Here is a 14,015-nt window from a genome sequence, read left to right as displayed (position 1 = left end):
TTATCACTCCTAAGCCCTTGTAGATTGGCCTTTCATTAATGAAACCTCAAACAGATGATCAAGCTTCGGAACGGTCTTTCCTTCAATCAGTTTTAGCAACAGCTCACCGGCTGTAGAACCCAGTTCATAAATCGGCTGAGCCATGGTCGTGATTTCAGGACTGGTTAATTGGCTCAGCTGGATCCCATCAAAACCGATTAACGATAGATCGTCTGGTACCCGAATCCCCAACTTTCTAGCCGCCTTTAAGACGCCAACTGCCATATAGTCGTTCCCTGCAAAGATCCCATCAATATCAGGATTCGTAATCAGTAACCTCGTGGCCGCCTCTGTTGTCTGCTCCACATGATAATTTCCATCCACCACTAAATCCGGGTGAAACCACGGTTCGTGCTCCACCTCAGCTAAGTAGCCTTTATACCGTTCATCCGCATTACTAATGTCGTGCGGACCGCGAATATGGGCAATTTTTTTGCAGCCAATCGTCTTCAAATACTGAACCGCTTGCCTTGCCCCTTCCATATTATTAACGGAAACAGAGGGCAAATCGCTACTGATTGGCCTGTCTAACGCCACGATTGGGATATCTTTATTTTTAATATGCTTAGGCGTCAATGTACTCGTGACAATAATAATTCCATCCACATATTTCTGCTTCATGACATCCAAATACATGATTTCCTTTTCCACTTGCCCATCCGAATTACAGAGGATCAATGTATATTCCTGACTGCTCATCACATCTTCGATCGCTCTTGCCACTTCAGGAAAGAACGGGTTCTTAATATCCGGAACAATCAGGGCAATCGTCTTCGACTGTTTCTTAAAAAGACTTCTTGCCACCTCATTCGGCACGTAATTTAATTCGGAAATGGCGAGCAGAACCTTTTTTCTAGTTTCCTCGTTGATATATCCTTTATTATTTAAAACTCTAGAAACAGTGGCAACAGACACGTTTGCTGCAGCTGCTACATCCTTAATCGTGCTCATGCTGTTCACTCACTTCCCTTAATGAAAAATTTCTCATTTATTTTATGTAACCCGTTACATATTCTTGTAAAAAAAAGAGTTGGTAACCATACTGAGAGCTTCCTATGTAACCCGTTACACATACTCTTAAAAAAAGAGTTGGTAACCATACCGGGAGCCTCCTATGTAACCCGTTACATACTCTTGTAAAAAAAAAGTGTTACCATTTTATGTAACCCGTTACACATACTTTAAAAAAAGGTTGGTAACCATACTGAAATCTAAATTTGTGTAACCCGTTACATACTGGTCAAAAAAATATCGATCCATTTCTTTTTGTAATCGCTTGCATTTACAAGTTTATTTTAGGGGCTATTATATTTGAAGTCAATACTTTTCTTATTAATTATTTTACAATAATTTAATTGTTACGTTTTTCTTCACATTTCGGACAAATTGGTTTTCTTCAAGTTCACCTTCCTTTTACCGTTGAATCGTTTTTCTACTCCCGACGGGCACCAAAATACCCCTCAATTACCACTTAAAAAGTAAAAGAACTTTTTCGGCCTACCCCCAAAAAACCGTCCCCATGGTCTTATATTTATGTTTTACGCCACAATTTGATAAAAAAAAGAGCCCTCGGGCTCAATGTTAATAAAAACTATTTCTACTTCTCTTTCCACATAAGATGCATTTGCTGGTGTAATAACTATACTTATGTCGTCTCCGAAAGAAACATAGGATGGATTTAAACTTCAAATAGAACAACTTCCCTTTGAATGATTAATTCCGGCAGTCCTGCTATCATAGCTCAACTTTAGATTTGGACTTTGCGTCCCTACTTTACAGTCTCTCTTTTATAAGCCTTCGGATTACCTCACTATCTTAGGCTCTGACAGTTGCAACTCTTTCTCTTTCACTAGTAAACTTTGGCAGAAAGTCTCCGTGTGCCTCAATTAAGTCGTCACACAAGGAGATGATATCATCCATTGATAACTCAGCAGCCGTATGTGGGTCAAGCATGGCTGCCTGATAAATATATTCCTTTTTCAAGGTAATCGCCGCTTCTATTGTCAGCAATTGAGTATTGATATTGGTGCGGTTTAACGCAGCAAGCTGTTCCGGAAGGTCACCTACATATGTTGGTGTGATTCCACTGCGGTCCGCAATACAAGGCACCTCTACACAAGCTTTCTCTGGAAGATTACTAATGAGTCTACCCGTATTGAGAACATTGCCGCCAAATTTAAATGGAACGTCTGTCTCAATCGCTTCAATAATCCGCGAGCCGTATTCACGAGAACGAACATGGTTCAGGGATTTATCGTTCACCAAATCTTCCCTCATCGCTGCCCAATCATTGATTTGCTTCTCACAACGGCGAGGATACTCATCAAGCGGAATATTAAAACGCTCAATTAATTCAGGGTACCTCGACTTAATAAAATAAGGATGATACTCAGCATTATGCTCAGATGATTCTGTTATATAATAGCCGAACTTATCCATCAGCTCGAACCGGACCATATCACTATGCTTTGTTTTTCGCTTTTCACGAGCCCTTCTCTTAATCTCAGGATACAAATCTACGCCATCCTTACTAACCTCCAAGAGCCAGGCCATGTGATTGATGCCGGCAATTTTCTCCTTCACACCCGTCCGGTCCATTCCTAAAGCTTCGAACAATTCTTTCGTACACACCTGAACACTATGACATAATCCAATAGTTTTAATAGAAGTATATCGGTTCATCACTCCTGTCAAAACGGCCATTGGATTGGTATAGTTCATAAACAATGCATCAGGACAAACCTCTTCCATGTCCTTGGCGAAATCAAGCATGACCGGGATGGTACGCAGGTTACGGAAAATCCCGCCGATTCCTAATGTATCCGCAATCGTTTGCCGTAAACCATACTTCTTCGGAATTTCAAAATCGATGACTGTACTTGGCTTATAGCCCCCAACCTGGATCGCATTAATCACATATTTCGCGCCTCGTAATGACTCCTTCCGATCCAAATAAGCTTTAATTGTAATATTTTTTCCAAGACTTTCTCTTAAATTTTTCAGCATTTGCTCAGAATCCCGTAAACGCTGTTCATCAATATCAAATAACGCGAATTCAAATCCGTCCAACGCATCAACAAACATGCAATCTCCTAATACATTTTTTGCAAACACCGTACTACCTGCACCAAGAAAAGTAATTTTAGACATAAGTAAACCTCCATACGTAAATTTTTCGATAAAAATTATCCTTTAACCGATCCAGATGCTAATCCTTTAACAAAGTGCTTTTGCAATAGTAGGAACAATACGACCATCGGAAGCACGGCCATGATGGCGGCAGCCGCAACTAGATTCATCCGGTTGGCATTTTCCCCAAAGAATCCGGCTAACGCAACAGTGATCGTTTTGACTTCTTCTGCCTGAAGGAAGAAAATCGCAAATTGGTAATCGTTCCAAATGAATACACATGAAATGATGAGGATCGATGCTGTCACAGGCTTCAATAGCGGGAACACAATCCGGAAAAAGATACCGAGTGTAGTGGCCCCATCAATTTTCGCTGCTTCTTCCAGTTCTTTCGGTATCGTTGAGCGAATAAAACCTGAATACAAGAAAATCGTTAGCGGCAAGAATGATGCCACGTTATTAAGAATGGCGATTTCGTGCGTATTCATCATCCCTAGATCGACCACCAGCTTATACAATGGAACTAATGCCGTTAAAGGCGGAATCACCATAACCGCGATAAATAACATGAAAACAAACTTATTCAACTTCGATTGCCTTCTGGCCAGCGGATAAGCGGCCATCGATCCAAAAACAATCAACAGCAAAGCACTCACAAACGTAATAATCGCTGTATTTGAAAGCGCATTGCTCAAATTTGCCGTTTCCCAAGCCTCCGCAAAGTTTTCAAACGCTAACACTTCTGGAAAAACCCACTTCGAACTAAAGTCTCCTCTTGCTTTTAGTGCGGTCGTAATCAAGATATAGAAAGGGATTAAGTGAAAGGCCGCAATCAAAAGGGCTAACCCGGAAAGAAGCCACTTTTTCTTTTTATTCATATAGTCCATTACGCTTCAATCTCCTTTCGTTTGAAGTACACAAGCGCTGCCAAGCTGAGGATCAAAATAATAATGGCCATAAACACTCCCTGTGTCGCGGCATATCCAGCATCCTGCCTGTTAAAATACAGGTCATACATAAAGGTGGACATCGATTGGGAGGCATAGCCCGGACCTCCGCCAGTAAGCGAGATAATCACATCGAACAACTTTAATCCGCCGATGATATTAATTACGATGTTGATCGTAATTGAAGGCATTAACATCGGCAAGGTAATGCTTTTAAACTGCTGAAAAGCAGAAGCGCCATCCATTTGGGCTGCTTCATAGAAATCCTTTGAAATGCTTTGCAATCCAGCCAGATAAATAATCATCGCAATCCCAACAAACTGAAATGTATTAGCAAACACAATCAACCAAATATTAGTCGAGGGATCCCCTAAGGCATTGATTTTTTCCTGACCGAAAAACACAAGCAGATCATTCAGTGCCCCTCCTTGAAAGGCGAAGAAGAAATACCAAATGTACCCCATGATCAGCGGGCTGATAATGACCGGCAGGTACACAACCGTCCTCGTAAAAGATCTCATTCGAATACTCTGATTTAATAAAAGTGCATATCCTAGGCCGATCACATTCTGCAAAATCGTACTGCCGACCCCGTAAAGCAGGGTGTTTTTTACCACAAGCCAGGTATCAGGATCCTTCAACATCCTTGTATACTGATTAAACCCAATGTAGTCGTACGTTTGCGAAAAACCGTTCCAGTTTGTAAACGAAATTTTTATACCGTTAAGAAAAGGATAAAGGATAAAAAAACAGACGGCAGCGAGAGCTGGAAGATACATCCACCAAAGCGAGGATTCCTGCTGCTTTTTACGTTTCCTTTTCACTTCTACTGATGAGTCAGCAATCGACTGCTTTCTAGCTTCCACTCCTATCAAAGTCACCAACTCCTAGAATGTTAGTTTGGGAGGAGGGCAGAATATGTCCTCCCTCCTATCGCTAAACTATTTCTTCTGGTCTAGCAATCTTTTATATTCCTTACCCATTTTTTCCGAAACTTCTTCAGGTTTCATCGTCCCAGATAGCAATTCCTGACCGGTTGCACCCATTGGATCCCACATTCCGCTTGGCAAGTAAACGCGGTCAAAGTAAGGCTCAACTTTTACATCCTTATACTTTTCGTAGTATTCAGAGTAATAGTTTTTCGATTCGGTATTAGTCAGACCAGCTGGGAGTGAGGTACCCTCGGCGATTTCTTTCACAATCTCCGGCTGTGAGATATATTCGAGAAACTTTTTCGCTTCTTCTTTCACTTTCGAATTCTTCCAAACCGCTAACGTATGACGCTCGCCGCCAATCCAGCTCGGCTCATCCCCTTCATGGATGACAGGCATTGGAATCACCCCAAGCTTAACGCTCGGGTTCAGTTCCTCAACTGAAGGACCAAGCATTCCCCCGCCAACAATAAACCCAATTTTACTCTGTGCCATTAAGTCAACCATCTGATGATTTTGAGCGGTCAAGACATCCTCATTAAGGAGCTTCTTGTCATGCATTTCCTTCAGTTTTTCTGGTAAAAACGTATAGTTGGACCAGTCAAACGTTCCGTTTACCAGTTCCTTTTGGAAATTTTTATCACCTGTAACTAATAATGGTGTCGCAAACTGATCAAAATATTGGCCGAACGCTGACTTATCGGAACCAGCGAACCAAAGCGGTGTTACTTCTCCTTTTCCTTTTTTCTTAATGGTTTCGAGAGCTGTCATGAATTCATCGAACGTAGCCGGCGGCTCAATTCCATATTCCTCTAGAAGTGATGCGTTATATGTAAGTCCGTCCTTCGCCTGATTAAGAGGATAGGCGTAGACTTTTCCGGATTCGTCCTTTAATATCTGTTCCAGCGCCGGATCAAGATCCTTAACCCAGTCCATATCTTTTAAATCTTCAACATATTCCCCGTAACGGTGAATCGCCCATCCGTGAGTATCAAATAAGTCCGGCATATCATTGGCCGCCATTTTGACCCGCAGCATTCCTTCATAACCATCTGCAGGATAATTTTCCTTAATATCAATATCCGGATTTTCTTTTTCATACTTTTCAACAACATTTTGAAGTGTGATCTTATCTGCTTCATTGGTTACAGTTGAATACAAGGTTATTACCGTCTTGCCATCTTTTGCTTCCTTACTGCCAGCAGCTTTATTACATCCTGTTACAATCGTCGTCAATGCGGCAGCAATGGCCACTGTTTTTAAAAGCTTTTTCATCAAAACGCCCCCTCAGTATTTTTGGAATAACACTGGGTACTTTTACCCAATAAGTGAGTTCGTTCTCTTGATAGTAGTTGGGAGCATCTATATAATAGAAAGTAGCTCCCTTTCGAAGATGGAGTTAACTGTTTATGGCCCTTGTTGAAGTGATTGCAGTCACTTTTTCAAACCTGGCACTAGCTTATTTGCTATGCCAGGAGGCCTATTAATATGTGAGAAATCCATAATCCCCTCTTCCAAAAACCACCTCCTAAAAGACTATAAGTCTATCAACTACTTCTTTTTGCAGCTTTCCCTGACCACTAATTCTGTCGGCACTTTCACGGTTAATGGAAGCTCCCTGCCATTAAGACGCTCTAGTAAAAGTTTTACCCCAATTCTCCCCATCTCCCTGGTATGCACTCTGATTGTCGTCAAAGGTGTACTTGCAAATTTCGCTGCTTCAATATCGTCAAATCCGATGATAGCTACATCATCAGGAACCTTGATTTTAGCTTCCTGTAAAGCTCTTAAGGCACCAATCGCCAACGGATCACTGGCAATGAAAAAAGCCTCCGGAAGTTTCCCAGCACTAATCGCCTGTTTCATTAATTCGTAACCCTGGGCCATTGAATACTCACCAATATATACACTCTCGGAATCGTACAACTTTTGTTCTTTCATGATTCGCTCAAAAGTGGTTTGACGTTTATCTTCCGAAATGAATTTCTTATTTTTGATATGCTCCTTCTCAATCCCCCCGATATAGCCAATGCTTTTGCAGCCAGTATCTAAAAGGTACTGTAAAACCTTTTCTGTTGCTCTTTCAAAATCAATAATGACCGCATCATAAAGGTCCTCGTTTGGCGAGTGATTGATATAAACAACATTTTCCACCTTGCTGATGGCCTTTAACGCCGTCTCTTTAATTCTCCCGACGACAATCAATCCATCAAGTCCATCAATCATTTGATTAGCCTCTGTTTCATGTAATCGAAACGTGGCCGTATTGATTCCATATCTTGCAAGCTCTAGTTCAATACCTTGGCGGATGGATAAAAAATATGGATCACTGATCTCTTCATCCAGCGATTGGCAAAGCATAATCCCAACACTTAATTCTTTTCCTAAAGCTTGTTGTTTTTGCTTCATTCGTCTTTCCACAATCGTCTGATATCCAAGCTCTTTCGCAACCTGGAGAATACGTTCTCTAGTTTCTGGCTGAACAGAAATCGTATCATCGTTATTTAAAACCCTTGAAACGGTAGATGCAGATACTTGAGATTTGTCTGCGATATCCTTAATTGTAGCCATCTGTTAACCCTCTTTACCTTTCATTTGGTAGCCTCAATAAAAATTTGCCTTAAAGTTACAAAATTATTTACTGAATATAACGAAAGAATAGCATCTTTTGAAAGTGCTTACAAGTAAATATTTTATTTTTTCTGATAATTTTTTTTAAAATACCCCTATTCTAATAACCTCTTTAGTAGAACATACTATAAAAACCTTAATATTGATTTATTTCTCCTCCAAAATATTTAGTAATATATTTACTAACCTTCATTAAATTAAGTAAATAGAACGATAGATCCCCTTCCTTATTGTCTTGCCAATCTGAACACCAATTACTTTCGACAAATATCGGGCGGTGGTGCCTGTGTCACCGAAAAAAAGCGCTTGCATTAATAAAATGTTATATTATAATGCTTGTATACAAGTATACTCCTTAAGAGAAGGTGAATTTATGGCTGAATCAAAGGAATTTCTTTATCCTGAAAAATGGCTTTCAAAAGCTTCAGCTGGTGATCGTGTAACATCCGAGCTTAGAATGCGTATTATTTCGGGCATGATTGTAAGCGGTGCTATCCTATCTGAAAATAAATTAGCTGCCGATTTTGGTGTGAGCCGCTCACCCATTCGTGAAGCGTTAAGAATACTTGCATCTGAAAATATCATCCGATTAGAAAGAATGGGTGCGGTTGTCATAGGTTTAACAGAAAAAGAATATGCAGAAATTTATGATGTACGTTTACTCATTGAAACGTTTGTGTTTGAACGGCTAGTAAGGATGGACACGAATGAATTAGTAATGGAACTTAATAAAATACTAGAAATGATGAAAATTGCCATAAAATACCGAGATGCTGATGAGTTTTCCTATCAGGATGTCCTATTCCACGAAACAATTATTCGGTCAATCAATCATTCCTACATCCTGATGATCTGGGAAAATTTAAAGCCTGTGATGGAAAGCTTGATTGTTCTATCCATGCGCAGTCGTTTTAAAGAAAAGTATGAAGACTTTACACGGATCATCAATAATCATCAAATGTATATTGATGCGATCAAAGCAAAAGATCGAGAGCTCATGATTAAGTCGTTACATGAAAACTTTGATGATGTTCAAGAGAAAGTTGAAGACTTATATATGTCCCAACAGATGCTTTCAAAAGGATGAAAAAATCTGATAAACTCAAAAAAATCAGAAAAAAAATATAATAATTTCTTAATTAATTTAAGCTGAAATATATATAGCCAATTCAATGGCTTAGTATATTTCAGCTTTTCTTTACAACATAAAAACCTCGTTTTTAGCCTCGCCCTGTCCGAATGGGACCTGGATTCAAGCTTTAACTTTTAAATGAAATGGTTCAGGGAAATTAATGAAAAAACTGCACCTATTAATGATACGTTCTCCGCAACATATCTAAATGAGGTTTTTACATTTACACAAAATCCTCCTCAATTGCCATTTAAAATTAAAAAAACTTTATCCGCCTACCCCCAAAATCTTTAAATGATTATCTAAATTTTTGGAGATGGTCATTTTTTGTCGAAAAAATCTGCCCGCGAGATTATAGGATAACTTTCAGTTAACATTTTTTACAAATTCAACAGTATAAAATCAATCTATTACAATAGAATGATACATTTTTCAACACTACACCTATAGGAGGAGTCAAAGTGAATCGAATTTTTAGGTGGATTGTTAGATCATTATTTGCACCTGTCACTGGTAATGCAGGAGCGGTTGCAAGTACACTTGGTTTTTTCATGGGGTTTTTCCCTTTAGATAGTTTTAGAATTCCATTATTGCTTGTTCTTTCACTTTTGTTGCGTCTTAATATCATTGCCTTATTTCTTGGAACGTTGATTCCCCTTTTTATACCAAAGATGAATCATTTACCCTTCCTTGATATGCGTTTATTGGAGGATTACTGGTTATTTTCTACCCTGCAGTCTAAAATACAGCTTTCGCAAACTTTTGTCTCAGGGGTCCTAGGTGGCTTGATTGGTCTTGTCTGCTACTTTATTTTCCATTGGTTTTACAATTTAGGGCTGAAAAAGAGGGAGAGAAATCAAGAACATGTTTTTCTTGATCCAGCCAAAAGACGCTGGTCCATTATCAAACGAATGAGTGCAGGCTTTACGGTTTTAATTATTTTAGTATCGACTATTTTTATTGAAAGTCTTAATACGAACCCTGAATTTCCTGAACTACAATTGAATAAAAGCGCAGCAAAGAGCGGAATCGAGCCGATTAATAAAAGTTTCAGTGCAGAACAGCTTGCCACTCAGTTTCAAAAAACGAATCCATCCCCTCTTATGCAAATAAATACGGGGCAATCGAACAAAAAACAGAAGTGTATGGTTTTTACGTCGATTGGGACAAAAACAGCCATACTTCTTTTAAAAAGAATAGCGATTCGATTACAACATTAGTACCGGGGTGGATGCAGCTTACTCCTGGCCTTACCCTAAAAACCAGCACGGACAAGTCCATTATTGCAGAGGCCAAAGCCCATAATATAAAGATTCTCCCATTAGTGAATAATTTTAGTAATAATAAATGGGATGGCGAAACTCTTCACCACTTATTTATTACTCCCGGTGCTGAAGATCTTTTTATTAAAAAGATGTTGGAATATGTGAGAACAAATGACTTTGACGGAATCAATATAGACTTTGAAAATATCAATCCAAAGGACAAAGATGATTTCACTCATTTTATCGATAAAGTGTATGAGGCCTTTCATCCACATGGTCTCATGGTCACACTGGATGTTCCGCCGAATAACAACAGTTTTAACTATACTTCTTTAGCAACGAATGTTGACCGGATGATTGTCATGCTCTATGACCAGCACCACTCGATGAGTAAACCTGGACCTGTGGCTCCATCTGATTGGGTAAAAGAGAACTTAAACCAGCTCCATATTCCTTCTGAAAAATTGATTGTGAGTTTGGGAAGCTTCGGCTACGACTGGGAAGAAAACTCCCATCAGCCCGCAGATACGATGACGTTCGGCGATATCATGGATTTAGGAATTGGAACTAACCTCCAAATCCAATGGAATAAACAAATAGGCAACCCTTATGTACGCTACAAACGAAACGGGAAAAACCATGTTGTTTGGTTTTTAGATGCGGCTACATTTTATAATCAAATGAAGTTAGCGATGAATCGCGGTTCAAAAGGAATAGCGGTTTGGCGGCTCGGTTCTGAAGATCCTTCGATCTGGAATTACATGAATAAACCAAAAGAAATAAACGATCCATCAAATGCTCTCAAAACCATGGTCAACCCTAAGCCTGTTCACTATACAGGTGCTGGAGAGATTTTAAAAGTTGCCTCTCAATCAGAAAAAGGAAAAAGAACGATTCAATTGGATTCACATGGGTTGATACAAACCGAAACCTATACTAAATTACCAAAGCCTTCTGAGATAGTACGGTATGGCAAACCGAAACATAAGGAAGTCGTCCTTTCCTTTGATGACGGTCCAGATCCAACCTATACACCACAAATATTGGACATTTTGGACAAGAATCATATAAAAGGGAGCTTCTTTATCATTGGAGAGAACGCGCGGCAGCATCCAGAACTGGTTAACAAGATGTATAAAGAAGGGCACGAAATTGGTAACCATACCTTTACCCATCCGGATGTTGCATCGATCACACCATTTCAAACGAAAATGGAGCTAAATGCAAATCAGCGATTATTTCAAGAAATTACCGGTCATTCGATGACTCTTTTCCGTCCGCCGTTTGTGGCCAATGCGGAACCGAGCACAAGGAACGAGCTGGAGCCAATAGTTCGAGCACAGGATATGGGGTATACCATGGTCGGTGAATTAATTGACTCAGATGATTGGCAAAGACTTTCTAGTCATGAGATTGTGAAGCGGGTGTTGGATCAGCTTCCAGAAGGAAATGTGATTTTGATGCACGATGCTGGCGGTGACCGCTCCAACACGGTAAAAGCCTTGCCTATTATAATTAAAGAACTCAAACAGCGCGGCTACACTTTTACCACCATCGCTGATCTAACTGGAAAAAGTAATAGTCAGATAATGCCCCCTGTTAAGGACAGCCCTTATTTGGTCTATGACAAGGCTGTATTCATGGTGTTACAAGGCTGGCACTTAGGATTAAGCTTCCTGTTCTACTCAGCGATCCTGTTAGGAATCTTACGACTGGCTATCTTCGTTTTCCTTTCAAGGAAGCAAGTAAAAAGGTATAAAGAGACCGTGATCGATCCTAGCTTCACCCCTTTTGTCAGCGTCGTGATTGCCGCCTATAACGAGGAAAAAGTAATTTGTAAAACAGTAGATTCTATTTTATCGAGCGACTACCCTGCTTTTGAGATACTGATTATCGATGACGGATCAAAGGATGATACGGCTGTTGTCGTTCAAGAAACTTATGCAAACTCATCCTTAGTCAGATTAATTAAAAAAACCAATGGAGGAAAATCTTCTGCTGTTAATCTTGGTTTTAAAGAGGCAAACGGGGAAATCGTGGTGGCTCTTGATGCAGATACACTCATCGCGGAAAATGCCATTTCATTGCTTGTTAACCATTTTAAAAATGAACATGTTGCTGCGGTTTCAGGGAATGTAAAGGTCGGCAATAAGGGGAACCTTCTTACAAACTGGCAGCATATCGAATATGTGACAGGCTTTAACCTAGAGAGAAGGGCTTTTGCAGCACTCAATTGCATTACGGTTGTACCAGGTGCCATCGGTGCATGGAGAAAGACGGCGGTAGAAGAAGCTGGATACTTTCAAGAGGATACACTGGCAGAGGATACCGATATCACACTTACCCTTTTACGCCAGGGGAAAAGGATTGAATTTGAAGAAAAGGCCTATGCCTTTACAGAAGTGCCAGAAGATATTAAAAGTCTGGCAAAACAGCGTTACCGATGGGTTTACGGTACGTTACAATGCTTATGGAAACATCGGGAGGCTTTATTCAATAAAAAACATAACTCATTAGGATTTATCGCTCTACCAAATATGTGGCTTTTCCAATATATTTATCAAACCATATCGCCTATTGCAGATATCTTGTTTATTTTAGCTCTGTTTAACCCGCACCCTGAAAGAGCAGCGATTGGATTTATTCTTTTTTACTTGCTGGATTTCTGTACTTCTCTCTATGCGTTTCGCTTGGAGAAAGAAAGTCCCAAACCCCTAGTCTCATTGTTCCTGCAACGAATCTTGTACAAGCAGCTGATGACCTATGTGGTGATAAAATCAATCTTCTCGGCAATAAAAGGAGTAACCGTTGGCTGGGGTAAACTAAAACGCAAAGGTAATGTAACACAGGAAACCTCGATGGTGAAGGTTAAGGAAAATATGTAATGGAAACTTCGCACAGGTCTTTCCCATTCGGGGAAGACCTTTTTTATATAGAAAAGCGGAAGAGCCCGTTTAGCGGCGTATGGACTCCTCGAAAAAGCTATCGCTTTTCCTTTGTGCGATGTTTATGCTGCCTAAGCCTTCCTTGTGGAGCGCTTCGACTGAGAAAAAGGAAACACGAAGAGCGCCAGCGATTCGATGTTGACTTATCGTAGGAAGAAGAGCGAAGTACACTAGCCGCTGGGAGCTGGAGCTAGACAATTCATAAATTTTAATGCTATATCATTTATTGTTTCTAAAAAAAGGATCACCAGCATTTTAACGGGTTCGTTCCCTATCGCAAACATTAAAAATGTTACCCAAAATGACTATCAAAATGTATATTAATTTGATAGTCATTTTTATTGATATATCAAGCTTTTTATAGAATTAGTGCTCAAATTTGTAATATACATTTTGATTGAATTTATTAGAACATTTAAGTGAACGTGAGTTGATTTACTGAAGAGTTATTGGATATTTATGTGAAAATGAAAATATAAATTGTGAAAAGTTGCACTTAAAGTAACGGGGCAGTTTAGTGGAACAAGGGCTGGTTATGAATGTCGTATTTAACCCAAAGTGCGAAGTAAATAAAAAAATAGACCAAATAGGGGTCAAGATGATTTTTTTAGAAATTCTTTAATTTCATCAACAGAAATTCCTAAATTACGAGCCTTAATAATGAGGTCAATCCATTCTTTGTCTAGTTCTTTTTCACAAGCAATTGCAGTAGTCAACATATTACCCTCCTAAAATATGTACTATTTTAGGCAACGCAGCCGTCATTGCTGTTTATAACCTTAGACCTGTAGCTGCGTCCCAATTTTTCAAATGGTTTGCCTTTTTCTAAAAATTGTTAATAATATGAAACAATTGTACTACAAACGTTCACTATATTGAACAAAATAAAAAACAAAAAGTTCAACAATATCTGCAAGTTATGTCGCACTTCGAAGAAAATGTGCAACAAATGAGAAAGCTCTTGTTAAACTAAAGGGGCAGTTTAGTTGTGCGAA

Annotated in this window: 10 protein-coding genes and 1 riboswitch; of the genes, 3 read left to right on the top strand and 7 right to left on the bottom strand. The window is 39.5% G+C overall.

Annotated elements, in window-relative coordinates; translation table 11 throughout:
• Positions 1-9: 9 nt before the first annotated feature.
• From J7E67_RS00050 to J7E67_RS00025, 6 genes are all read right to left on the bottom strand, one after another.
• Entirely contained in the window at positions 10-990 is a 981-nt protein-coding gene (locus J7E67_RS00050) for a LacI family DNA-binding transcriptional regulator (RefSeq protein WP_214712281.1), read from the bottom strand.
• A gap of 864 nt (positions 991-1,854) precedes the next feature.
• The gene (melA, locus tag J7E67_RS00045) at positions 1,855-3,189 is read right to left on the bottom strand and encodes an alpha-glucosidase/alpha-galactosidase (RefSeq protein ID WP_214730503.1); all 1,335 of its coding nucleotides are present in this window, start codon (positions 3,187-3,189) and stop codon (positions 1,855-1,857) included.
• A gap of 35 nt (positions 3,190-3,224) precedes the next feature.
• Complete coding sequence (locus tag J7E67_RS00040) at positions 3,225-4,055, bottom strand: carbohydrate ABC transporter permease (RefSeq protein WP_214712284.1); 831 nt, start codon at positions 4,053-4,055, stop codon at positions 3,225-3,227.
• Positions 4,055-4,894: a carbohydrate ABC transporter permease gene (locus tag J7E67_RS00035; protein ID WP_251026486.1), complete on the bottom strand. Its 840-nt coding sequence runs from the start codon at positions 4,892-4,894 to the stop codon at positions 4,055-4,057. Before J7E67_RS00035 ends, J7E67_RS00040 begins: the two co-directional genes overlap by 1 nt.
• Before the next feature lie 162 nt (positions 4,895-5,056).
• Entirely contained in the window at positions 5,057-6,322 is a 1,266-nt protein-coding gene (locus tag J7E67_RS00030) for an ABC transporter substrate-binding protein (RefSeq protein ID WP_214712286.1), read from the bottom strand.
• Between the two features lie 276 nt (positions 6,323-6,598).
• Positions 6,599-7,618, bottom strand: coding sequence for a LacI family DNA-binding transcriptional regulator (locus tag J7E67_RS00025; RefSeq protein ID WP_214712287.1), 1,020 nt, complete (start codon positions 7,616-7,618; stop codon positions 6,599-6,601).
• Between the two features lie 433 nt (positions 7,619-8,051).
• On the opposite strand from J7E67_RS00025, the gene J7E67_RS00020 reads away from it, so the two are divergent.
• From J7E67_RS00020 to J7E67_RS00010, 3 genes are all read left to right on the top strand, one after another.
• The gene (locus J7E67_RS00020) at positions 8,052-8,765 is read left to right on the top strand and encodes a GntR family transcriptional regulator (protein WP_214730502.1); all 714 of its coding nucleotides are present in this window, start codon (positions 8,052-8,054) and stop codon (positions 8,763-8,765) included.
• A 506-nt stretch (positions 8,766-9,271) separates the two neighbouring features.
• On the top strand, positions 9,272-10,030 hold the full coding sequence (locus J7E67_RS00015) for a DUF2062 domain-containing protein (RefSeq protein ID WP_214730500.1): 759 nt from the start codon (positions 9,272-9,274) through the stop codon (positions 10,028-10,030).
• Positions 9,952-12,960: a trifunctional glycoside hydrolase family 18/polysaccharide deacetylase/glycosyltransferase family 2 protein gene (locus J7E67_RS00010; RefSeq protein ID WP_308161315.1), complete on the top strand. Its 3,009-nt coding sequence runs from the start codon at positions 9,952-9,954 to the stop codon at positions 12,958-12,960. Before J7E67_RS00015 ends, J7E67_RS00010 begins: the two co-directional genes overlap by 79 nt.
• A gap of 653 nt (positions 12,961-13,613) precedes the next feature.
• Here the strand turns inward: J7E67_RS00010 and J7E67_RS00005 are convergent.
• Positions 13,614-13,739, bottom strand: a complete 126-nt coding sequence (locus tag J7E67_RS00005) for an anti-repressor SinI family protein (RefSeq protein WP_214712288.1) — start codon at positions 13,737-13,739, stop codon at positions 13,614-13,616.
• A 26-nt stretch (positions 13,740-13,765) separates the two neighbouring features.
• A riboswitch (cyclic di-GMP riboswitch) is annotated at positions 13,766-13,850 on the bottom strand.
• Between the last annotated feature and the right edge of the window lie 165 nt (positions 13,851-14,015).

This window comes from Bacillus sp. ISL-46, assembly GCF_018613205.1.
Note: the sequence above shows the minus strand (reverse complement) of the source record. Positions and strands in the feature narration are given on the sequence as shown.

What these genes read in the sequence shown, in the direction of transcription:
- J7E67_RS00030 (WP_214712286.1), bottom strand. Translation starts at nt 6,322, where the DNA reads ATGAAAAAGCTTTTAAAAACAGTGGCCATTGCTGCCGCATTGACGACG.
- melA (WP_214730503.1), bottom strand. Translation starts at nt 3,189, where the DNA reads ATGTCTAAAATTACTTTTCTTGGTGCAGGTAGTACGGTGTTTGCAAAA.
- J7E67_RS00020 (WP_214730502.1), top strand. Translation starts at nt 8,052, where the DNA reads ATGGCTGAATCAAAGGAATTTCTTTATCCTGAAAAATGGCTTTCAAAA.
- J7E67_RS00040 (WP_214712284.1), bottom strand. Translation starts at nt 4,055, where the DNA reads ATGGACTATATGAATAAAAAGAAAAAGTGGCTTCTTTCCGGGTTAGCC.
- J7E67_RS00025 (WP_214712287.1), bottom strand. Translation starts at nt 7,618, where the DNA reads ATGGCTACAATTAAGGATATCGCAGACAAATCTCAAGTATCTGCATCT.
- J7E67_RS00050 (WP_214712281.1), bottom strand. Translation starts at nt 990, where the DNA reads ATGAGCACGATTAAGGATGTAGCAGCTGCAGCAAACGTGTCTGTTGCC.
- J7E67_RS00005 (WP_214712288.1), bottom strand. Translation starts at nt 13,739, where the DNA reads ATGTTGACTACTGCAATTGCTTGTGAAAAAGAACTAGACAAAGAATGG.
- J7E67_RS00035 (WP_251026486.1), bottom strand. Translation starts at nt 4,894, where the DNA reads ATGTATCTTCCAGCTCTCGCTGCCGTCTGTTTTTTTATCCTTTATCCT.